Annotated in this window: 21 protein-coding genes; 5 read left to right on the forward strand and 16 right to left on the reverse strand. The window is 70.5% G+C overall.

Going from position 1 to position 18,652, the window contains the following annotated elements; translation table 11 throughout:
* Positions 1–34: 34 nt before the first annotated feature.
* Complete coding sequence (locus tag ASG73_RS06185) at positions 35–325, reverse strand: acylphosphatase (protein ID WP_055992801.1); 291 nt, start codon at positions 323–325, stop codon at positions 35–37.
* Positions 326–395: 70 nt separating this feature from the next.
* Here ASG73_RS06185 and ASG73_RS06190 point away from each other — a divergent pair, with 70 nt between their 5' ends.
* Positions 396–2,315 (forward strand): acyltransferase family protein, encoded by a 1,920-nt coding sequence (locus ASG73_RS06190; protein WP_055992398.1) that lies wholly within the window; start codon positions 396–398, stop codon positions 2,313–2,315.
* A gap of 12 nt (positions 2,316–2,327) precedes the next feature.
* Here ASG73_RS06190 and mutM read toward each other — a convergent pair whose 3' ends face one another.
* From mutM to ASG73_RS06235, 9 genes are all read right to left on the reverse strand, one after another.
* Positions 2,328–3,200: a bifunctional DNA-formamidopyrimidine glycosylase/DNA-(apurinic or apyrimidinic site) lyase gene (gene mutM, locus ASG73_RS06195; RefSeq protein WP_055992401.1), complete on the reverse strand. Its 873-nt coding sequence runs from the start codon at positions 3,198–3,200 to the stop codon at positions 2,328–2,330.
* A 17-nt stretch (positions 3,201–3,217) separates the two neighbouring features.
* On the reverse strand, positions 3,218–3,964 hold the full coding sequence (rnc, locus tag ASG73_RS06200) for a ribonuclease III (RefSeq protein WP_055992404.1): 747 nt from the start codon (positions 3,962–3,964) through the stop codon (positions 3,218–3,220).
* A gap of 13 nt (positions 3,965–3,977) precedes the next feature.
* Positions 3,978–4,172, reverse strand: a complete 195-nt coding sequence (gene rpmF / locus ASG73_RS06205) for a 50S ribosomal protein L32 (protein ID WP_007927847.1) — start codon at positions 4,170–4,172, stop codon at positions 3,978–3,980.
* Between the two features lies 1 nt (position 4,173).
* The gene (locus tag ASG73_RS06210; RefSeq protein WP_055992407.1) at positions 4,174–4,770 is read right to left on the reverse strand and encodes a YceD family protein; all 597 of its coding nucleotides are present in this window, start codon (positions 4,768–4,770) and stop codon (positions 4,174–4,176) included.
* A gap of 104 nt (positions 4,771–4,874) precedes the next feature.
* Positions 4,875–5,357 carry a pantetheine-phosphate adenylyltransferase gene (gene coaD, locus ASG73_RS06215; RefSeq protein ID WP_055992410.1) on the reverse strand — a complete coding sequence of 161 codons (483 nt, stop codon included), beginning with the start codon at positions 5,355–5,357 and terminating at the stop codon, positions 4,875–4,877.
* On the reverse strand, positions 5,354–5,911 hold the full coding sequence (locus ASG73_RS06220; RefSeq protein WP_055992413.1) for a hemerythrin domain-containing protein: 558 nt from the start codon (positions 5,909–5,911) through the stop codon (positions 5,354–5,356). The genes coaD and ASG73_RS06220 overlap by 4 nt, the downstream gene beginning before the upstream one ends.
* Positions 5,912–5,960: 49 nt before the next feature.
* Positions 5,961–6,536 (reverse strand): 16S rRNA (guanine(966)-N(2))-methyltransferase RsmD, encoded by a 576-nt coding sequence (gene rsmD, locus ASG73_RS06225; protein WP_055992416.1) that lies wholly within the window; start codon positions 6,534–6,536, stop codon positions 5,961–5,963.
* Between the two features lie 77 nt (positions 6,537–6,613).
* Entirely contained in the window at positions 6,614–8,833 is a 2,220-nt protein-coding gene (locus ASG73_RS06230; RefSeq protein WP_055992418.1) for an ATP-dependent DNA helicase RecG, read from the reverse strand.
* Positions 8,833–10,485, reverse strand: coding sequence for a DAK2 domain-containing protein (locus tag ASG73_RS06235; RefSeq protein WP_055992421.1), 1,653 nt, complete (start codon positions 10,483–10,485; stop codon positions 8,833–8,835). The genes ASG73_RS06230 and ASG73_RS06235 overlap by 1 nt, the downstream gene beginning before the upstream one ends.
* Before the next feature lie 197 nt (positions 10,486–10,682).
* On the opposite strand from ASG73_RS06235, the gene rpmB reads away from it, so the two are divergent.
* Positions 10,683–10,877: a 50S ribosomal protein L28 gene (gene rpmB / locus ASG73_RS06240; RefSeq protein ID WP_007927862.1), complete on the forward strand. Its 195-nt coding sequence runs from the start codon at positions 10,683–10,685 to the stop codon at positions 10,875–10,877.
* 189 nt (positions 10,878–11,066) lie between these two features.
* Here rpmB and thiL read toward each other — a convergent pair whose 3' ends face one another.
* The gene (thiL, locus tag ASG73_RS06245) at positions 11,067–12,071 is read right to left on the reverse strand and encodes a thiamine-phosphate kinase (RefSeq protein WP_055992423.1); all 1,005 of its coding nucleotides are present in this window, start codon (positions 12,069–12,071) and stop codon (positions 11,067–11,069) included.
* 56 nt (positions 12,072–12,127) lie between these two features.
* Between thiL and ASG73_RS06250 the strand changes: the two genes are divergently transcribed.
* Entirely contained in the window at positions 12,128–12,586 is a 459-nt protein-coding gene (locus ASG73_RS06250) for a DUF3515 family protein (protein WP_055992426.1), read from the forward strand.
* Positions 12,587–12,590: 4 nt separating this feature from the next.
* Here ASG73_RS06250 and ASG73_RS06255 read toward each other — a convergent pair whose 3' ends face one another.
* The gene (locus tag ASG73_RS06255; RefSeq protein ID WP_055992429.1) at positions 12,591–13,718 is read right to left on the reverse strand and encodes a D-alanine--D-alanine ligase family protein; all 1,128 of its coding nucleotides are present in this window, start codon (positions 13,716–13,718) and stop codon (positions 12,591–12,593) included.
* Positions 13,719–13,749: 31 nt separating this feature from the next.
* Here ASG73_RS06255 and ASG73_RS06260 point away from each other — a divergent pair, with 31 nt between their 5' ends.
* On the forward strand, positions 13,750–14,856 hold the full coding sequence (locus ASG73_RS06260; RefSeq protein ID WP_055992432.1) for a trans-sulfuration enzyme family protein: 1,107 nt from the start codon (positions 13,750–13,752) through the stop codon (positions 14,854–14,856).
* A 33-nt stretch (positions 14,857–14,889) separates the two neighbouring features.
* Here ASG73_RS06260 and ASG73_RS06265 read toward each other — a convergent pair whose 3' ends face one another.
* Together ASG73_RS06265 and ASG73_RS06270 are read right to left on the reverse strand one after the other, a co-directional pair.
* The gene (locus ASG73_RS06265) at positions 14,890–15,888 is read right to left on the reverse strand and encodes an NAD(P)H-dependent glycerol-3-phosphate dehydrogenase (protein ID WP_055992436.1); all 999 of its coding nucleotides are present in this window, start codon (positions 15,886–15,888) and stop codon (positions 14,890–14,892) included.
* Complete coding sequence (locus ASG73_RS06270; RefSeq protein WP_055992439.1) at positions 15,885–16,646, reverse strand: lysophospholipid acyltransferase family protein; 762 nt, start codon at positions 16,644–16,646, stop codon at positions 15,885–15,887. Before ASG73_RS06270 ends, ASG73_RS06265 begins: the two co-directional genes overlap by 4 nt.
* Positions 16,647–16,733: 87 nt before the next feature.
* On the opposite strand from ASG73_RS06270, the gene ASG73_RS06275 reads away from it, so the two are divergent.
* Positions 16,734–16,943 carry a hypothetical protein gene (locus tag ASG73_RS06275; RefSeq protein ID WP_055992443.1) on the forward strand — a complete coding sequence of 70 codons (210 nt, stop codon included), beginning with the start codon at positions 16,734–16,736 and terminating at the stop codon, positions 16,941–16,943.
* 92 nt (positions 16,944–17,035) lie between these two features.
* On the opposite strand, the gene ASG73_RS06280 is transcribed toward ASG73_RS06275, so the two are convergent.
* Together ASG73_RS06280 and leuD are read right to left on the reverse strand one after the other, a co-directional pair.
* The gene (locus ASG73_RS06280; RefSeq protein WP_055992804.1) at positions 17,036–17,755 is read right to left on the reverse strand and encodes an HU family DNA-binding protein; all 720 of its coding nucleotides are present in this window, start codon (positions 17,753–17,755) and stop codon (positions 17,036–17,038) included.
* A 301-nt stretch (positions 17,756–18,056) separates the two neighbouring features.
* Entirely contained in the window at positions 18,057–18,650 is a 594-nt protein-coding gene (gene leuD / locus ASG73_RS06285; RefSeq protein WP_055992446.1) for a 3-isopropylmalate dehydratase small subunit, read from the reverse strand.
* Positions 18,651–18,652 lie beyond the last annotated feature (2 nt).

An 18,652-nucleotide genomic window follows, 5' to 3' on the forward strand; every position in this document is an offset into this window, starting at 1 on the left:
GCGGTCGGCGGTCCGCGGTTTTCCACAAGGAGGCTCACCTCTCGACGAAGCCGGCGGCTGCTCCCTTCGCGCTGGAGTCCTGCCGGACCACGGTGGTGACGCTGCCGGGTCGGCGGGTGGTGGAGGGCTGCTCGCGCAACAGCTCCTCGAGGCGATCCAGTGCCGAAGGGGGGCCCTCCGCCACGACCTCGACCCTCCCGTCATCCATGTTGCGGGCATGGCCGACCAGGCCCAGCTCGAGTGCCCGGGCGCGTGTCCACCACCGAAAGCCCACCCCCTGGACCCGCCCTCGGACGAACAAGGTCGCGCGCGTCGTGCTGCTCATGCCCGCGAAACTACCGGCCCTCCGGTGCGCCTCCCCCACCGCGGTCCCCCCAGTGCATAGCGTCAACCCCGTGGGTCAGCCAACTGCCACCGCCGACATCGAGGTCACCTCGAAGCCCGCTGCGGCCACCCCCGACGCCAGCACCACACGTGCCCGGCGCACCCCTCGCGGGCACCTCGCCGGACTCGACGGCCTGCGTGCCCTCGCCGTCATCGCGGTGGTCATCTTCCACCTCGACCCCTCGTGGCTGCCCGGAGGCTTCTTGGGCGTCGACGTCTTCTTCGTCATCTCCGGCTTCCTCATCACGACGCTCCTCGTGCGGGAGAGACGCGAGAGCGGCCGCGTCGACCTGCGCGGCTTCTGGACCCGTCGGGCCCGCAGGCTGCTGCCGGCGCTCCTCGTCGTCGTCCCGGCGGCGATCCTCATCGCCCGCACCGTCGAGGCCGATCTGCTCGTCGGGGTGCGTCGCCAGGCGCTCGGTGCACTGACCTTCTCCACCAACTGGCTCGAGATCGCCCAGGGCAGCAACTACTTCGCCGCCAGCTCACCGCAGCTGTTCATGAACTTCTGGAGCCTCGCGGTCGAGGAGCAGTTCTACCTCTTCTGGCCGCTCGTGATGCTCGGTCTGCTGGCGCTCCATCGCCGCTTCGCCCTCACCGAGGGCGTGCTCGCCACGATCGTGCTGGGCGTCGGTGTCGCCTCGGCCGTCTCGATGGCCCTCACCTACGACGCCACCAACGCCACCCGCGCGTACTACGGCACCGACACCCACCTCTTCGGCCTGATGCTCGGGGCGGCCCTCGCGATCGTGTGGACCGGCCCCCTTCGCGCCTACACGACCTCGCCCCGGTGGTGCACCCACCGCCGCTGGTTCGTCGGTGGGGCGATGGCCACCATCGTGGCCCTCTTCGTCCTGGCGGGCGAGGAGCACGCGTGGACCTTCGCACTCGGCATCCCGCTCGTCTCCGTGGCCACCGCCGTCCTCCTGCTCGCCGCCGTGGAGCGGCCCGGCAGGTTGCGCGCCGTGCTCGAGCTGCCGCCCCTGGCGTGGATCGGTCAGCGCTCCTACGGCATCTACCTGTGGCACTGGCCGGTCATCCTCATCGTCGCCCAGGACATCCCGACCAACGCGGGCACCTCGGCCTTCGTGTGGACCCGGGTGTGGGCGATCGTCGTGACCCTGGCCGTGGCGGACCTGTCCTTCCGCTTCGTCGAGACACCGGTACGACGGCTCGGCTTCCGCAAGACCGGTCGCCGGATCCTCGGGGCCTTCGCCCTCCTGCACTCCGTGCGGACCCGCCGGATCGTCCTCGGCGGCGCCGTCACCGCGGCCCTGGTCCTCGGCGTCGTCCTCGTCACTGCACCGGACACCACGACGACGCAGCGGACCATCGAGCAGAACCAAGCGCGCGCAGCGGCCCCGCGCAAGACCGAGCCCGCCCCGACCTTCTCCGGCACCGCGAGCTTCACGATGCCCACGGGCAACCAGATCGACGTCTTCGGTGACTCCATGGTCGTCGGGTCGGTCCCCGCGCTCGAGTACTACTTCCCCGGCATCCAGATCGACGCCCGCTCCAACCGTCGCTGGAGCGACGGTCTGGCTGCCGTGGATGCGGCCGGCACCTCCTTGCGCCGGGCCGTGGTCCTCGCCTTCGGGACCAACGCCGGCACCGACCCCGAGACCGTCGAGAAGATCCTCGCCGAGATCGGAGACGATCACATGGTCGTCATCGTCAACCTGCACGCTGACCGTCTCTCACGCATCGACGACGACAACGCGGCGCTGAAGAAGATCGCCGCCAAGCACCCCAATGTCGCTCTCGCCGACTGGGACTCGGCCGTGGACGCCTCCGACCTGCAGGCCGACGGGATCCACCCTTCGCTCGGTGGTGCCCACACCTACGCGGCGACCATCCGTCAGGCCTTCGCCGACCTGAGCAAGAAGCACACCGGCAAGACCGTCACGCTCAAGGAGCTCCCCCGCCCCTGACGCGCTGCCTGCTCAGGAGCGCGCTGCGCGCGGCCGGACCTGGCAGCGAGGGCAGCTGGTGGAGCTGCGGTTCATGAACTGCTCCCGACGCATCGTCGTGCCGCACCGAGAGCACGGGCGACCCTCCTGCCCGTACGCGGACAGTGACCGGTCGAAGTAGCCCGAGGCACCGTTGACGTTGACGTACAACGCGTCGAAGCTCGTCCCGCCCTGGGCCAGCGCCTGCGCCATGACCTCGCGTGCGTGATCGAGCAGTCGGCCGATGGCCGGCTTCGTCAGGTCGCTCGCCAGCCGCTCACCGTGCACCGAGGCGCGCCACAGGGCTTCGTCGGCATAGATGTTGCCGATGCCCGAGACGACGGTCTGGTTGAGCAGCACCCGCTTGATCCCACTACGGCGTCGCTTGACATCGCGCACGACCGCCTCGCGGTCGTAGTCGGGGTCGAAGGGGTCGAGCGCGATGTGCGCGATGCTCGAGGGCACGCCGTCCGAGACATCGGCGAGGGCGAAGCCTCCGAAGGTGCGCTGGTCGACGAAGCGCAGCTCGCTCCCTTCGTCGGCGAAGCGGACCCGCGCGTGGGTGTGCTTGGCCAAGGGGTCGTCGCGGTCGGTGACGAGCATCTGGCCGCTCATGCCGAGATGGACGATGAGCCCCTCGTCGGGCACCGCCTCGGGTGCCTCCGCCAGGGACAGCCACAGGTACTTGCCGCGGCGGTGCGCCCCGGTGATCGTGCGACCGGCCAGACGGTCCTCGAGGTCTCGCGGGCCGGGCTCGTGACGACGGGCCACCCGGTGCCCGCTCAGGGTCAGCGTCTGGATGGTCCGCCCACTCACGTGGTCGGCCAGACCCAGGCGGACGACCTCGACCTCGGGCAGCTCAGGCATGTCGCGACCGGGTCACGTCAGGCGGAGGCGGCCGGGCGGTCAGCGGTGAGGGCGGCATAGGCGTCGGCCGCGGCCTCCTGCTCGGCGATCTTCTTGGTCCGACCGCTGCCGTGACCGCGGGGCACCTCGGCGATGACCGCCTCGGCGGTGAAGGTCTTGTCGTGGTCGGGGCCCTCGTCGCTGGTGCGGTAGTGGACGCCCCCGAGCTCTTGGGCCGCCGCGACCTCCTGGAGCGAGGTCTTCCAGTCCAGGCCTGCGCCGAGGGTCGCCGAGCTCCTCATCAGCGGTCCGAGGAGGGAGTGGACGAGCAGCTCGGCGGCGTCGAAGCCGCGAGGCCTGGGGGTGGACAGGTAGACCGCCCCGATGACCGCCTCGACGGTGTCGGCGAGGATCGAGTTCTTGTCTCGACCGCCCGTCGTCTCCTCACCACGACCGAGGCTGACGAAGGCACCCAGGTCGATCGTGCGGCCGACCTGCGCCAGCGCGCGCATGTTGACCACCGCGGCACGCAGCTTGGCCAGCTCCCCCTCGGTGAGGTCGGGGTGCGTGGTGTGCAGGTGGTCGGTGACGACGAGACCGAGCACGGAGTCCCCGAGGAACTCCAGCCGCTCGTTGTGCGGCAGACCGCCGTGCTCGTAGGAGTACGAGCGGTGTGTGAGGGCACGCGTGAGCAGCGGCTCGTCGACGGGCTCCCCTGTCACCTCGGTGAGGTATCGGGAGAGCTCCTCGACGGGCCGCTGCTGCGATGAGGTCCTGTCGCTCATTGCGACAGGAAACTCAGGCCTGGTGCTCGGTACGATCTGCGGTCGCGTAGTAGCGACCCTTGTACGTCCCACAGCTCGGGCAGGCCTGGTGGGCCGGCGCCGGCGACTTGCACTGGGGGCAGGTCGACAGCGCGGTGGGCGTCGCCTTCCAGTTCGCGCGGCGGCTACGGGTGTTGGAGCGCGACATCTTCCGCTTCGGGACGGCCACGTCAGTTCCTCTTCTCTTCGTTGTCCACATCCCCCGACGACGACGCAAGAGGCGCAAGCGCCTCGAGTGCCGCCCACCGGGGGTCGATCAGCTCATGGTGGTGGTCCGGGTCGTCCTCGAGCCTGGCTCCACACTCGGAGCACAGTCCCGGGCAGTCATCCCGGCACACCGGTTGGAACGGCAGGTTCGGCAGCACCGCGTCCCTCAGCACCGTCTCGAGGTTGATCTCCTCGTCCACGATCTGGTGCTCGTCCTGCTCGTCAGCCTCCGCATCCACCTCGCGGTGGTGCTTTGCCCGATCCGGCCACACGAACAGCTCCTGGAAGCGATTGTTGACCGGAAGGTCGAGATCGTCCAAGCACCGTACGCAGGGTCCGATTGCCGAGGCAGAGACCGTTCCTGTCACCAGCACACCCTCGTGCACGGACTCCATCCGCACCCGCAGCTCCATCATCTGGCCCTGCGGGATGGACAGCACGTCCGTACCGAAATCAGCTGGCGCCTCGGCCTGGAAGTCCACTTCGTGCATCGACCCGGGTCTGCGGCCGACGTTCTTGGCATCGAGCACCAAGGACGAGGCGGGGGCGTTGCGCTTCATGGCTCCAGTTTCCGAAGAGATCGGTCAACGACACGACGACGTAGACCGACGCCCAAGACTACCGGCGATTCCCCGTCGCCCCAAACCGGCCGGAGGGAGCCGCCTCAGGGCCGCTGCAGCCGCTCGCCCAACGCAGCGCGCACCTCGTCGGAGACGAGACCGGTGACGTCTCCGCCGAAGCGGGCGACCTCCTTGACCAGGGACGAGGAGACGTACTCGTGGCGCGGATCTCCGGGGATGAAGAGGGTCTCGACACCCGTGAGGTGACGGTTCATCAGCGCCATCGGCCACTCGTAGGAGAAGTCGGTCTCACCGCGCAGCCCCTTGAGCAGGACCTGCGCGTCGAGCTCGGTGCACACGTCGACGATCAGGCGGTTGGCGAAGGCCTCGACCCGGACGTTGTCGAGGTCGGCGACCTGGTCACGGATGAAACCGCCCCGCTCGTCGACGGTGAAGGTGCCCTGCTTGGCCGGGTTGTGCAGGATCGCGACGACGACCTCGTCGAAGAGCGCGGCGGCCCGCCGGAAGACATCGATGTGCCCGATGGTCACCGGGTCGTAGGACCCCGGGCAGACGGCGCGGGTCACTCGTCGGGCTGGTCGTCGTTGGGAAGCAGACCGTCGTCGTAGGCCTTCTTGACGATGGCCTCGACATTGTCGAGCGAACCGGCACCGCTATCGAGCAGCTCGTTGCGCTTGGCCAGCCACTTCGTGCCGAGCTCCTGACGCAGCTTGTCGGAGGCGTCCTCTCGAGCGGGGTTGAGGATCGACAGCTCCTCCTCACCGATGTGGTGGTTGAGAACCTCCGCGACGCCCTCGAGCGCGTCCTCGAACTTCTGCGTGTCCGTGCCCTTGGCCTGGAGCAGCGTGAGCAGTGCCTCGTTGGTGGCGGCGTGCTCCTCCTCGCCGTGCTCCTCCTCCTCGCCGTCGATGACCTTCTTCGACTTCAGCTTGGGGTAGACATCGCCCTCCTCGGCCTCGCTGTGGGCGACGAGCAGGTCGGCGAAGGCAGCACGGGCCGCGTCCCGGTCGGCGCTCTCGTCGCGCATCGCGCGCATGAGCTCCTCGAGGAGGCGGTGGTCGTCGGTGATCAGGTCAACGATGTCCCCAGAGGTGGGCTGCGGGATCGAGTAGTCGGTCATGGGTCATTCCTACCCGATCCCGACCTCCGCGACACCCTCTCGTCCCGAGTCAGATCTGGTAGTCGGGCCCGACCTGCGTGGCGAACCACAGGACGGTCTCCCCGTAGGACTTCGACCCCTCGGCGACGATGCCGTCGGGCCAGGTCGGCTCGGGCGACCGGGAGGACCGCTCGATGACGATCACCGGCTCCTGCGCGAGCCACTGGTGGGCCAGCAGCATCTCGAGGACGGCTGCCAGCGACTCCTCGGTCACGTCGTATGGCGGGTCGGCCAGGACGAGGTCGTATCGCAGGGAGGCGGGCCGGTTGAGCGCCTGCTCCACCGAGCACGACTGCAGTCGGGCGCCAGCCACACCGAGGTCGGAGATGTTGGCGCGGATCGTCGCCGAGGCTCCCCGGTCGGACTCGACGAGCAGCACGCTGGCCGCGCCGCGGCTGGCGGCCTCGAGCCCGAGCGCCCCGGATCCGGCGTAGAGATCCATGACGTGCGCCCCGTCGAGGACGTCGCGCGACTCGAGTGCTGAGAAGAGCGCCTCACGCACGCGGTCGGTCGTGGGCCGGGTGCCGTCGCCCGTGGGCGTGCGCAGTCGCCGCCCGCCGGCCTCGCCGCTGATGATCCGAGTCACGCGTCCATGATGCGCCATCACCTCGTGGAGGATCCACCCGGGGAGTTGCCGGCCGGAGCACGGGGCGAAGGGAGCGGTCAGCCCTTTTCGAGGTAGGCGGCCTGCTCCGCGTCGAGCCAGTGGTCGATCGTCTCGCGCAGATCGGGGTGCGCGGCGAGCTCGGGGTCCTCGGCCAGGATCGCCTGGGCGTCCTCGCGAGCCTCCTCGATGATCGCGCCGTCCTGCAGCACCGACAGATGCTGCAGCTGGCTGCGCACGCCGTGCTGGGCGGTGCCCAGCACATCCCCCTCGCGTCGCTGCTCGAGGTCGAGCTGGGCGAGGTGGAAGCCGTCCGTGGTGTCCGCGACGGCCGTCAGCCGCTCGGCGGCGCTCTCGCTCTCGGTCGCCGTCACGAGCAGGCAGATCCCCGGATCGCCGCCACGTCCGACGCGACCACGCAGCTGGTGCAGCTGGGAGACCCCGAAGCGGTCGGCGTCGAGGATGACCATCGTCGAGGCATTGGGCACGTCGACACCCACCTCGATGACCGTCGTGGAGACGAGGACGTCGACGTCGCCGGAGTGGAACCTGGCCATCACCGCGTCCTTGTCCTCCGGGGCCATCTTCCCGTGGAGCACCTCGAGGGTCAGTCCATGCAGTGCGGGGTGGGCCCGCAGGGTCTCGATGACCTCCTCGACGGCCGCCAGCGGCCGCTCGGGCCGCACGGTCTCGTCGCTCTCGAGACGCTCCCCGTCGTCGTGCTCGTCGTCGGCGACACCCTCGGTCACGAGGTCGATGCCGTCGAGGTCGTCCTCGTCGCCACCGATGCGCGGGCAGACGACATAGGCCTGCCGACCGGCGGCGACCTCCTCGGCGACTCGCTGCCAGACCCGGTCGACCCATCCGGGCCGGTACACGGGCACGACATGCGTCGTGATCGGTTGGCGTCCTCGCGGAAGCTCGCGCAGGGTCGACGTCTCCATGTCGCCGAAGACGGTCATCGCTACCGTGCGCGGGATCGGCGTGGCGGTCATGACGAGCAGGTGCGGAGGCGTGACTCCCTTGGCCCGCAAGGCGTCTCGCTGCTCGACACCGAAGCGGTGCTGCTCGTCGACGACCACCAGGGCCAGGTCGGCGAAGGTCACCTTGTCCTCGAGGAGTGCGTGCGTGCCGATGACGATGCCCGCGTCGCCGGAGGCGATCTCGAGCATCGCCTCGCGGCGGCGGGCGGTCGACATCGAGCCAGTGAGCAGGGCGACGCGGGTGGCGTGCTCGTCGCCGCCGAGCATCCCCCCTTCGGCCAGGTCACCGAGCATGGAGCGGATGGAGGTGGCGTGCTGCGACGCGAGGACCTCCGTCGGAGCGAGCAGGGCAGCCTGGCCACCCGCGTCGACGGCGGCGAGCATCGCCCGCAGCGCGACGATCGTCTTGCCGGAGCCGACCTCACCCTGCAGCAGCCGGTGCATCGGCGTGGGCCGGGCCATCTCGGCGAGGACCTCGCGGCCGACCTGCTCCTGCCCTGCGGTCAGGTCGAAGGGCAGCCGCTCGTCGAAGGCAGCGAGCAGTCCGCCCTCGCGCGGGGTCCGCCCCTGCGTGACCACGGAAGCCGCCGCGAGGCGGCGCTGGCCGAGGATGCACTGCAGGACGAAGGCCTCCTCGTACCGCAGGCGGCGCTTGCCCGAGGCGACATCACTGTCGTCCCGGGGTGCGTGGATGGCACGAAGGGCGCCGCCCCGGTCGAGCAGACCCCGGCGAGCACGCACCGCCTCGGGGATCGCGTCGGCGACGTCGTCGAGCTGACCCAGCACCAGCCTCACGCACCGCGTGATGGTCCACGGATGGACGCCCGGGACATGCCGGTAGATCGGGATGAGACCACTGTGGTCGGCGTCGCCGAGCTCGCCGAGTGCCGCCGCCTCCTCGAGCGTCGCGTAGCCGGGGTGGGCGAGCTGGCGCTGACGGTTGAACTCGGAGACCGTCCCGGCGAAGAGGAACTCACGCCCGGGGAGCAGCTTGTGCTCGTGACCCCGGGCATCGAAGAAGGTGACCCGCATCCGGGAGCTGCCGTCGGTGATGACGACCTCGAGCATCCGGCCGCGGCGCTTGGCCATCGGCCGTGCGTTGGCGGTCTCGACGCGGGCGACGGCCACGAGGAAGTCCCCGACCCGCGGGTCGCCCAGGTCGGCCTCGGCCGTGCGGTAGCGGCGTGGCCAGAAGTCGAGCAGCTCCCCGACGGTCTCGATCTGGCGGTGCTTGGCCAGCTTGCCCGCTGCCTGACCGCCGAGCAGGCCCTTGAGCCGGGTGGACTCCCCGGCCACTACTCCGCCCCGAGGAGCAGCAGGTAGTGCGGCTGCCCGCCGTCGAGGACCTCGACCTCGATGCCGGCGCGACGGGACTCGACCTGCTCGGTGATCGACTCGACCAGCCCGTCGGGTGCGCCCTCACCGACGACGAGGGTGACCAGCTCGGTGTCGGTGGAGATGATGCCGTCGAGGACCTCGAGGGTGACCTGCTCGGCGTCCGATCCGACGATGGTGATGTCACCGCTGACGACGCCCAGCACGTCGCCGACCTCGCAGAGGCCACCGCTGGTCAGGCCGGCCTTGACGGCGACGGTCACCGCGCCGTGCCGGGTGGCCGCCGCGGTGTGCGTCATCGCCAGGACGTTGTGCTGCGTGGACGCGCCCGGGTCGAAGACGGCGAGTGCGGCCAACCCCTGGACCGCCGTGCCAGAGGTGATCACGTGCACCACCTGCCCCTCCTGCTCGGCTGCGTGGGCTGCGGCGTCGGCGGCCATCCGGGTGTCCCGGTCGTTGGGCAGGAGGATGACCTCTTCGCTGCCGGCCGCCCGGACCGCAGCGAGGATCTCGCCGGCCGAGGCCCGGTGGCCCGGCCCTGACGCCAGGGTGATCGCGCCGGACTCCTGGAGGGCGGCGGCGATCCCCGGACCCGCGGCGCACGCGACGATGGTGACCCCGCTCCGTGGCCGCTGCACCAGGGTCTCGAGCAGGGTCACGGCGACACGCTGGGGTGCTGCATGCTCGAGCCCGGCCGCGAGGGCCGAGCCGATGTCGGCGGTGTGCACGTGGACGTGGCACAGGTCCTCGGCCGTGGACACCACGACGCTGTCCCCGATCTCGTCCAGGCGCAGACGCAGACGGCTCACCCCGTCGTCGCTCACGTCGTGCAGCAGGTACATGACCTCGTAGGCGGGACCCTCGTGGCTCGGTGGTGGAGCGCCCTCGGCGCGCTCACGCGACCAGTCGGCGCGTCGCTCGAGGGAGGGGTTGAGTGTGAACTCGTCGACGGCGAACCGAGAGGGCGTCCCGAGCTCGTGGACGACCTGGTCGAGCGCCTCGACGAAGAGCAGGTACCCGGCACCGCCGGCATCGACGACCCCGGCATCAGCGAGGACCTGCAGCTGCTCGGGGGTGCGGGTCAGGGCGGTGCGCGCGGCCTCGACGCCAGCGCGGGTCAGGTCACCGAGGGTGCCGTCCTCGGCTCGTACGCGCGCCATCGCCAGCGCGGTCGCGTCGGCGACGCTGAGGATCGTGCCCTCCTGCGGACGCACCACACTCTCGCGAGCGCGAATGGCCCCCTGCTGCACTGCCCGGACGACCGCGTCTGCGTCGATGACCTCGAGGTTGCCGGCCGTGACCACCTCGCTCACGCCGCGGATCATCTGGCTGAGGATGACGCCGGAGTTGCCGCGGGCGGACATCAGGGCCGACCGGGAGAGGGCGGCTGTCTCGACCGGCAGCGGCACCGTCCCGAAGATCCCCAACCGCTCCTGCTCCGTGCGGGCGGTGTCGAGGGCCTGGTCGAGGGTGAGGTACATGTTGGTACCGGTGTCGCCGTCGGGGACGGGGTAGACGTTGAGCGCGTCGATCTCAGCCCGTCGCGCGGCAAGGGCCGCTCGGGTCACGACGACCCACCGACGGACTGACTCTGCGTCGAGGACCTCCAGCACGCGCTCAGGTTAGTGGACGACGGCGACATCGCGGGCGAAGGACCTCTCTCCGGCCGAGGCACGATGGCGGTCCCGGCACCGTTTTGGCCCTGCGGCACGACCTCGGCTAGTCTGTACCGGTTGCCCGGTGACGCGCCCCCTTCGGGTGGAGCGATCGAGCGACATCATTCACTGACTGACGAACACAGGAGAAACCCGTGGCTGCCAACTGCGACGTCTGCGGCAAGGGACCGTCCTTCGGACACTCCATCTCGCACTCGCACCGCCGCACCAAGCGTCGCTGGAACCCCAACATCCAGCGCGTGCGCGCCAAGGTGGGCGATGCCGGGGTGACCCCGAAGCGTCTCAATGTCTGCACTTCGTGCCTCAAGGCCGGCAAGGTCAAGCGCTGACCCGAGCCTGACAAGAAGCCGCCGCTCCCCTTCCAGGGGACGGCGGCTTTTTCGTCCCCACGAGCCCAAGACCCTGCATTGCCCTATGGCAATGCAGGGTCCCCTGTATTGCCATAGGGGAATGCTTGCGTTCCCTGGTCTGCATTGCCATAGGGCAATGCAGACGAACGGTCATGGGGGCGAAGGGGGTCAGGGCCGGAAGTGGTCCCAGCCGGTGACCAGGGGGACCTGGCCGTCGACGACGACAGCGGGCTCCCCTTCGGCGCACACGCCCAGGACGTCCCACTCCTGCGGCACCGCACCCGCGGGGAAGGTGGCCGCGAGCGAGTGCTCCTCGCCACCGGAGAGGACCTGACGCAGGGCGTCGGCCTCCCCCAGCGCCTCGGTGAGCGCGCCGGCAGACGCTCGCGCCAGCGCCGCTCCCGACAGCTCCATCCGCACGCCGCTCGCCCGGGCGACCCGACCCAGGTCGCGCACGAGCCCGTCGGAGATGTCGATCATCGAGGTGGCCCCGGCGTCGGCCGCGAGCGGTCCCTGCTCGACGGGTGGCGCTCCCGCGGTGCGGTGCACCAGGCACAGCTCATGGACGGCCCGGTCGGCCGGCTCCGGCTCGCCGTCGGCGTGAGTGCGCCCGCGGCCCTCGAGCAGCAGCTGCAGCCCTCCCCCGGAGCGACCGAGCCCGCCGCAGACCGCCACGACGTCCCCGGGGCGGGCCCCGTCCCGGCGCACGGGCGCACGTCCCCCGAGATCACCCGTCGCCGTGATCGCCACGAGGACCGTGCCCTCGCCGGCCGACGACAGGTCGCCGCCGACCACCGGGGCGCCGGCCTCCCGGGCCGCCTCGGCGATCCCCTCGGCGAGGTCGAGGACCCACGCGAGCTCCGTGCTCGGGTCCGCCGCGAGCGCGACGAGCAGGCCGGTGGGCACGGCGCCCATGGCCGCGATGTCGGCGACATTCTGAGCGACCACCTTGCGTCCGACGTCATGACCGGACGACCAGTCGTCCCGCCAGTCGCGGTCGCGGACCATCGAGTCCGTCGTGAGCACGACCGCGCCCGAGGGTGACCCGAGCACGGCAGCGTCGTCGCCGGGCCCGAGGACGAGGCGGGCCACCCCCTTCGTCCCGTCGAAGATCGGGAAGAGGCGGGCGAGCAGATCCCCTTCGGACAGGTCGGACAGGCGGGTGGGGGCCATCGGTCACGCTCCGCTCGGACGAAGGGGGGTCAGCACCGCACGGTAGCCTCCCGGCCGTGCCCTCCTCACGCCGACCTCGTGCCGCACTCGCCGGCGTCCTGTCCCTCCCCCTGCTCCTCGCCGGCTGCGGTGGGTCCGTCGAGGTGGGAATGCCACCAGCGGCCGACAGCCCGTCGTGCGCGGCCGCGGCGAAGCACTGGCCGACCGACCTGTCCGGGCTGACGCCCCGTGAGACCAGCCCGAGCAGCCCGGCGATCAAGGCCTGGGGCGATCCTGCGGTCGTCGCCCGCTGCGGCATGCCGGCGATGCCGCCCACCAAGGAGCAGTGTGTCGTCGTCGACGGCATCGGGTGGATCGCCGAGGACCTCGGTGACGGTGCCCGCCTGACGAGCTTCGGTCGCGATCCCGCGATCGAGGTCATCGTGCCGAGCGAGCACGGACCCGGCCCGCTGCTCCTGCCCGCCTTCTCGGCGGCGGTCAAGGAGCTGCCGACCAACGACTACTCCTGCAGCTGAGGGATCAGCGCAGGCCGACGGGCCGCTCGAGAGCGAGCTGGATGAGCTCGTCGACGAGCTCGGGGTAGGACACGCCGCTGGCCTCCCACATCCGCGGGTACATCGAGTGCGGGGTGAACCCGGGCATCGTGTTGATCTCGTTGATGACCACGTCGCCGTCCTCGGTGACGAAGCAGTCGACCCGCGACAGGCCCTCGCAGGCCAGCGACTCGAAGGCCTCGGCCGCCAGGCGACGCACCTCGTCGGAGACGGCCTGGGGCAGGTCGGCCGGGCAGGACAGGACGACGGAGGCCTCGTCGAGGTACTTGGCCTCGAAGTCGTAGAAGTCGTGCCCGTGACCGGACTCGACGACGATCTCGCCCGGCATGGAGGTCCGCGGGGCGTCGAGGCCACGTCCCTGCAGGACGGCGCACTCGATCTCGCGACCGACGATGCCCGACTCGATGATGATCTTGAGGTCGTGCTCGCGCGCGGCCACGATCGCCGCCTCGAGCCCTTCGGGGCCATCGACCTTGGACACACCCATCGAGGACCCGGCGCGGCAGGGCTTGACGAAGACGGGGTATGTCAAGGCGCCGACCGCGTCCATCGCCGCCGTCTTGTCACGACGCCACTGGGTGTCGGTGATGACCGTGTAGGGCCCGACGGGCAGGCCGGCTCCCTCGAAGACGACCTTCATGTAGTGCTTGTCCATACCGGCGGCGGAGGCAAGCACCCCCGAGCCGACGTAGCGGATGTCGGTGAGCTCGAGCATGCCCTGCAGGGTGCCGTCCTCGCCGTAGGGGCCGTGCAGCAGCGGGAAGACGACATCGACCTCGCCGAGGGCCTCGAGCGCCTCGCCCGGACGGTGGACGGAGAGCGAGGACTGCCCCACGCGCGTGGGGAGGATGACCTCGGTCCCGGTGTCGGTCACCTCGGGCGTGCTGCCCGGGGTGAGCATGAGCGCATCGGGGTCGTCGGCGGCAAGGACCCAGGCACCGTCGCGCGTGATGCCCACCGGCACGACGTCGTAGGTGTTGCGGTCGATCGCCCGCAGGACGCCTGCGGCGGTGGCGCACGAGACGGCGTGCTCGGAGGACCGGCCACCGAAGACGACGGCGACGCGGGGCTTGCGGCTGGGATGGCTGCTCATCGGGGGAAGACTAACGTCTAGCCTCACAAGCATGGAGCAGCACGAGCACGACGCGCAGACCGACCTGTCCCCCCGCACCAAGGTCGTGGCCCTCGGCCGCCCGCAGCGTGCGCCCGGGGCGTCGCTGAACCCCCCGGTCACCTTCACCTCGACGTACATCCAGGACGGGCCGGTCAACTACGCGCGTGTCGACAACCCGACGTGGACCCCCTTCGAGGTGGCCGTCGGTGAGCTCGAAGGAGGGCGAGCCCTCCTCTTCGCCTCCGGCATGGCTGCCGTGCACGCCGCCCTCGCCCTCGTCCCCACGGGCGGGACGGTCGTCGCCCCTGCGGCGGCCTACAACGGCGTCGTCGTCTCTCTCACCGCGGCGCAGGCCGATGGACGCGTGACCGTGCGTTGGGTCGACGTCACCGACAGCGATGCGGTGCTCGCGGCGCTGCCGGGTGCCGACCTGCTCTGGCTCGAGTCGCCCTCCAACCCGCTGCTCGAGCTCGCCGACATCCCCGGCCTGACCGCTGCGGCCCACGAGGCAGGCGCTCTGGTCGTGGTCGACAACACCTTCGCCACGCCCCTGCTGCAGCGACCGCTGCAGGACGGTGTCGACGTGGTCGTGCACTCGGCGACGAAGTACCTCGCCGGGCATTCCGACGTCATCCTCGGGCTGACCGTCACCGCCGACACCGACGGTGGGCGCGAGCTGCACACCCGACTCACCCGCCACCGCACGCTCGCCGGGGCGATCGCCGGGCCCATGGAGGCCTGGCTGGCGCTGCGTGGGTTGCGCACCCTCTCCCTTCGCCTGGAGCGCGCGTGCGCCAATGCCGCCGACCTGGCCGAGCGGCTGGGCACGCACCCGCGGATCTCGCGCGTGCGCTACCCCGGGTGGGGGGCGATCGTCTCCGTGGAGGTCGCCGGTGACGGTGATGGCGCAGCGGCTGCCGAGGCCCTGACCGAGGGCACCCGCATCTGGTCGCCGTCGACGAGCCTGGGCGGCGTCGAGTCGCAGCTGGAGCGCCGTCGGCGTCAGCCCGGCGAGCCGGAGGCCGTGCCGGTCAACCTCGTGCGGCTGTCCGTCGGCGTCGAGGACGTCGACGACCTGTGGACCGACCTGCGCCAGGCCCTGGACGCGATCGGCTGACCCCGTCGAGAAGGGAGCGTGCGCCGAGGAGGGTCACTCCGCCTCGTGCTTGCGGGCGCGGGCGAGCAGCACGCCGACCATGTCCTGGGGCGAGACGCCTTCGTGCACCACGCGGTTGACCTGCTCGGTGATCGGCACGTCGACGCCGTGAGCCCGGGCCAGATCGAGGATCGAGGCGCACGACTTCACACCCTCGGCCGTCTGCTTGGTCTGCTCGGTGACCTCGGCGACGGACATGCCCTCGCCGAGCTTGACCCCGAAGGAGTGGTTGCGCGAGAGCGGCGACATGCACGTGGCGATGAGGTCACCGACGCCCGCCAGCCCGGACATCGTGCGCGGGTCGGCGCCCAGCGCCATCGCCAGACGCGTCGTCTCTGCCAGGCCACGCGTGATGATCGTCGCCTTGGTGTTGTCGCCGAAGCCCAGGCCCGCGGCCATGCCCACCGCGAGCGCGATGACGTTCTTGACCGCGCCGCCGAGCTCCGCACCGATGACATCGGTCGAGGTGTAGGGCCGGAAGAAGTCGGTCGAGCACGCGGCCGCGACCTTGTCGGCCGCCGCGAGGTCCGGGCAGGCGACCACGCTGGCAGCCGGCTGCCGCCGCACGATCTCCTTGGAGAGGTTGGGACCGCTCACGACCGCGATGCGCTCGATGGGGACTCCCGCGACCTCGTGGATCACCTCGCTCATCCGCTTGGTCGTCCCGAGCTCGATGCCCTTCATCAGGGAGACGACGATCTTGTCGTCACCGAGCAGGGGCGCCCAGTCGGCGAGGTTGGTGCGCAGGGACTGGGAGGGCACCGACAGGATGACCATCTCGGCGCCGTCGGTCACCTCGCCGGGGTCGGTCGACGCGCTGATACCCGGAGGGAGTTCCACCCCTGGCAGGTAGTCCTCGTTGACGCCGGAGTTGATCTGGGCGACCAGCTCAGGACGACGCCCCCACACCCGGACGTCGTTGCCGCCATGAGCGAGGATCGTGGCGAAGGCGGTGCCCCAGCTCCCGGCGCCAAAGACTGCGATGTGACTCATGTGTCGTCTCCTGATCGGTAATTGCCCGTGACCCGCAGGCCATGGGCTGCGGGGTCGAATCGTGTGGTCGGAGCGCGTTGTCCACGCAGCCCCTCGAGCTCGTGCGTGATGGCGGCCATGATGCGGTCGGTCGCGGTGGCGACGGCGGCGGGGGTCTCGGGAGCCTCGGTACCGGTCAGGTCGCCCAGCTCGACCGGCGCACCGAACCGGATCTGCATGAGGGTGCGGTGCCGGGAGAGCCGGGGTCGCCCGGCGTAGCGCGGCAGCAGGTCCTGGGGTCCCCACTGGGCGACCGGGATCACCGGGGCCCCGGACTGCAGGGCCAGGCGGGCCGCCCCGGTCTTGCCCCGCATGGGCCACAGGTCGGGGTCGCGCGTGAGCGAGCCCTCGGGGTAGACCACGACGCACTCCCCCGCCTCGAGCGCGCTCACCGCGTGGGTCAGTGCCTCGCCCGCCCGGTCGGTCTCACGATCGACGCGCACCTGCTTGGCATGACGCAGGACCCAGCCGACCACGGGGGTCTCGAAGAGGCTGCCCTTGGCCAGGAAGACCGGGCTGTAGCCGCGGTCGTACAGGACGTGCGCCCACGGGAAGGGGTCGATGTACGACAGGTGGTTGGGAGTGAGGACGAAGCCGCCCTGCGTCGGGACGTGCTCGATGCCCGTGACCTCGTAGCGCGCCACGGCCCGCATCCCCGCACGCAGGATCCCGGCTGCCACTCGGTACATGACCGGGGTGGGGGTGCGGTGGACGACCATGTCACCTCTTCTGCGCTCGCCCGTGAGTCCCTCGACTCCGGCTACCTCTGTGGGCCCTCACACTAAGCCACGGATACGCTCGGCTTCGTGCAAGCCACCGTCTTCTCCCACGCTCCGGACAGCCCCACCGTCGTCGTCACCGACGACGGTCTGCGGCTGCAGGCGCAGCCCCACGTCTTCGCCGCGAGTGGCCTGCGTTTCGTGCGCCCCGGCCAGCGGGTGAGCATCACCGTCGAGGACGGCGTGGTCACCCGGCTGTGGATCGTCGGCATCGGCGACGGCGAGACGATCGGCTGACCCTTCGAGACGGTTGCTGCGCAACCGCCTCAGGGACCGAGACAGCAAGGGGCCGGTGACCGCGATGGTCACCGGCCCCTCCTCAGGTCGACTCAGCTGTCGCTGGACTCGGCCTTCTTCGGCGTGGACTTCTTCGCCGGCGTCGACTTCTTGGCCGGGGTGGCCTTCTTGGCGCTCGACGCCTTCTTCGCCGGAGTGGCCTTCTTGGCCGTGGACGCCGCCGCGGTCGTCTTCTTGGCCGGCGTCGCCCTCGTCCCCGTCTTCTTCGCCGTCGATGCCTTCTTGGCCGTCGATGTCTTCTTCGCAGGCGCGGCCTTCGTGGCCGTGGACTTCGTGGCCGTCGACTTCTTGGCAGGAGCCTTCTTGGCCGGCGACTTCTTTGCCGGGCGCTTCTTCGCGGGAGCAGCCGCCGCCGGGGACTTCTTCGACTTCCGCCCCGGGATGGCACTCTCGGCGATGCCGAGGGCGGTCCCGGCGACAGAGGTCACGGTGCCGGCTGCGGCACGCGCGGCGGCCGGAGCGGCCTTGGGCAGCGAGCGCGGGTCTGCGACATAGCCCTTGAAGCTCGTCCCTGCCTTGAATCGCGGCACCGACGTCTTCTTGATCTTGACGACCTCACCCGTGCGCGGGTTGCGGCCGGTGCGGGCGGCCCGGGCCGCCTTCTCGAAGGTGCCGAATCCCGTGATGGCGACGCGGCCCCCCTTGGCGACCTCGCGGACGATCGTGTCGAGCACGACCTCCAACGCTTCCTGGGCGGCCTTGCGGCTACCGAGCCTCTCCTCGAGAGCCTTGACGAGTTCTGCCTTGTTCACGGTCACTCCCGTAGCGGTACGGCGCCGGTCATCCTCCGGCAAGGACAGCCGAGTCGTGCACCCGACCTGTTCTGACGGTAGGGGTGTCAGCTGGCCCCGTGTGTGATTTGGGCCTCCCCATTTCTTTGCGCCGCAAGCCCGTTCGTCGGGCCGACGTCGACCACAGCAACGCAGTGGAGCGAACTTGCTTGCGCCCCAACGGTTTTGACGATCGACCGCGCGTGCAACCGCCCACCGCACGACGAAGGGGGTGCCGCAGCACCCCCTTCGTCCTCACCGGCGCGAGGGCCGGTCGTCGCGATCACGCAGAGTGCGTGACCGGCTTCCAGCTCGGACGTGTCGACTCGAAGTCGGTGACGTCCTGCTCGTGACGCATCGTCAGACCGATGTCGTCCAGGCCCTCGAGGAGACGCCAGCGGGTGTAGTCGTCGACGACGAATGCGCAGACGATGTCACCGGCGGTGACGGTCTTGGCCGTGAGGTCGACGGTGATCTCTCCGCCGGGGGTGTTGTCCAGGTACTTCCACAGCAGCTCGACGTCGTCCTGGCTGACCTGTGCGGCGAGCAGCCCCTGCTTGCCGGAGTTGCCCCGGAAGATGTCGGCGAAGCGCGACGAGATGACGACCCTGAAGCCGTAGTCCTTCAGCGCCCAGACGGCGTGCTCGCGGGAGGAACCGGTGCCGAAGTCGGGGCCGACGACGAGCACCGAGCCGTCGCGATAGGCCGGCTGGTTGAGGACGAAGGTCTCGTCATTTCGCCAGGCGGCGAAGAGCCCGTCCTCGAAGCCGGTCCGCGAGACCCGCTTGAGGTAGACGGCCGGGATGATCTGGTCGGTGTCGACATTGCTGCGGCGCAGCGGGACTCCGATACCGGTGTGGGTGGTGAAGTTCTCCATGA

Source organism: Janibacter sp. Soil728 (assembly GCF_001428305.1).
Lineage (GTDB): Bacteria > Actinomycetota > Actinomycetes > Actinomycetales > Dermatophilaceae > Janibacter.

What these genes read in the sequence shown, in the direction of transcription:
- ASG73_RS06185 (WP_055992801.1), bottom strand. Translation starts at nt 325, where the DNA reads ATGAGCAGCACGACGCGCGCGACCTTGTTCGTCCGAGGGCGGGTCCAG.
- mutM (WP_055992401.1), bottom strand. Translation starts at nt 3,200, where the DNA reads ATGCCTGAGCTGCCCGAGGTCGAGGTCGTCCGCCTGGGTCTGGCCGAC.
- rnc (WP_055992404.1), bottom strand. Translation starts at nt 3,964, where the DNA reads ATGAGCGACAGGACCTCATCGCAGCAGCGGCCCGTCGAGGAGCTCTCC.
- ASG73_RS06210 (WP_055992407.1), bottom strand. Translation starts at nt 4,770, where the DNA reads ATGAAGCGCAACGCCCCCGCCTCGTCCTTGGTGCTCGATGCCAAGAAC.
- ASG73_RS06220 (WP_055992413.1), bottom strand. Translation starts at nt 5,911, where the DNA reads ATGACCGACTACTCGATCCCGCAGCCCACCTCTGGGGACATCGTTGAC.
- thiL (WP_055992423.1), bottom strand. Translation starts at nt 12,071, where the DNA reads ATGGCCCCCACCCGCCTGTCCGACCTGTCCGAAGGGGATCTGCTCGCC.
- ASG73_RS06255 (WP_055992429.1), bottom strand. Translation starts at nt 13,718, where the DNA reads ATGAGCAGCCATCCCAGCCGCAAGCCCCGCGTCGCCGTCGTCTTCGGT.
- ASG73_RS06260 (WP_055992432.1), top strand. Translation starts at nt 13,750, where the DNA reads ATGGAGCAGCACGAGCACGACGCGCAGACCGACCTGTCCCCCCGCACC.
- ASG73_RS06265 (WP_055992436.1), bottom strand. Translation starts at nt 15,888, where the DNA reads ATGAGTCACATCGCAGTCTTTGGCGCCGGGAGCTGGGGCACCGCCTTC.
- ASG73_RS06270 (WP_055992439.1), bottom strand. Translation starts at nt 16,646, where the DNA reads ATGGTCGTCCACCGCACCCCCACCCCGGTCATGTACCGAGTGGCAGCC.
- leuD (WP_055992446.1), bottom strand. Translation starts at nt 18,650, where the DNA reads ATGGAGAACTTCACCACCCACACCGGTATCGGAGTCCCGCTGCGCCGC.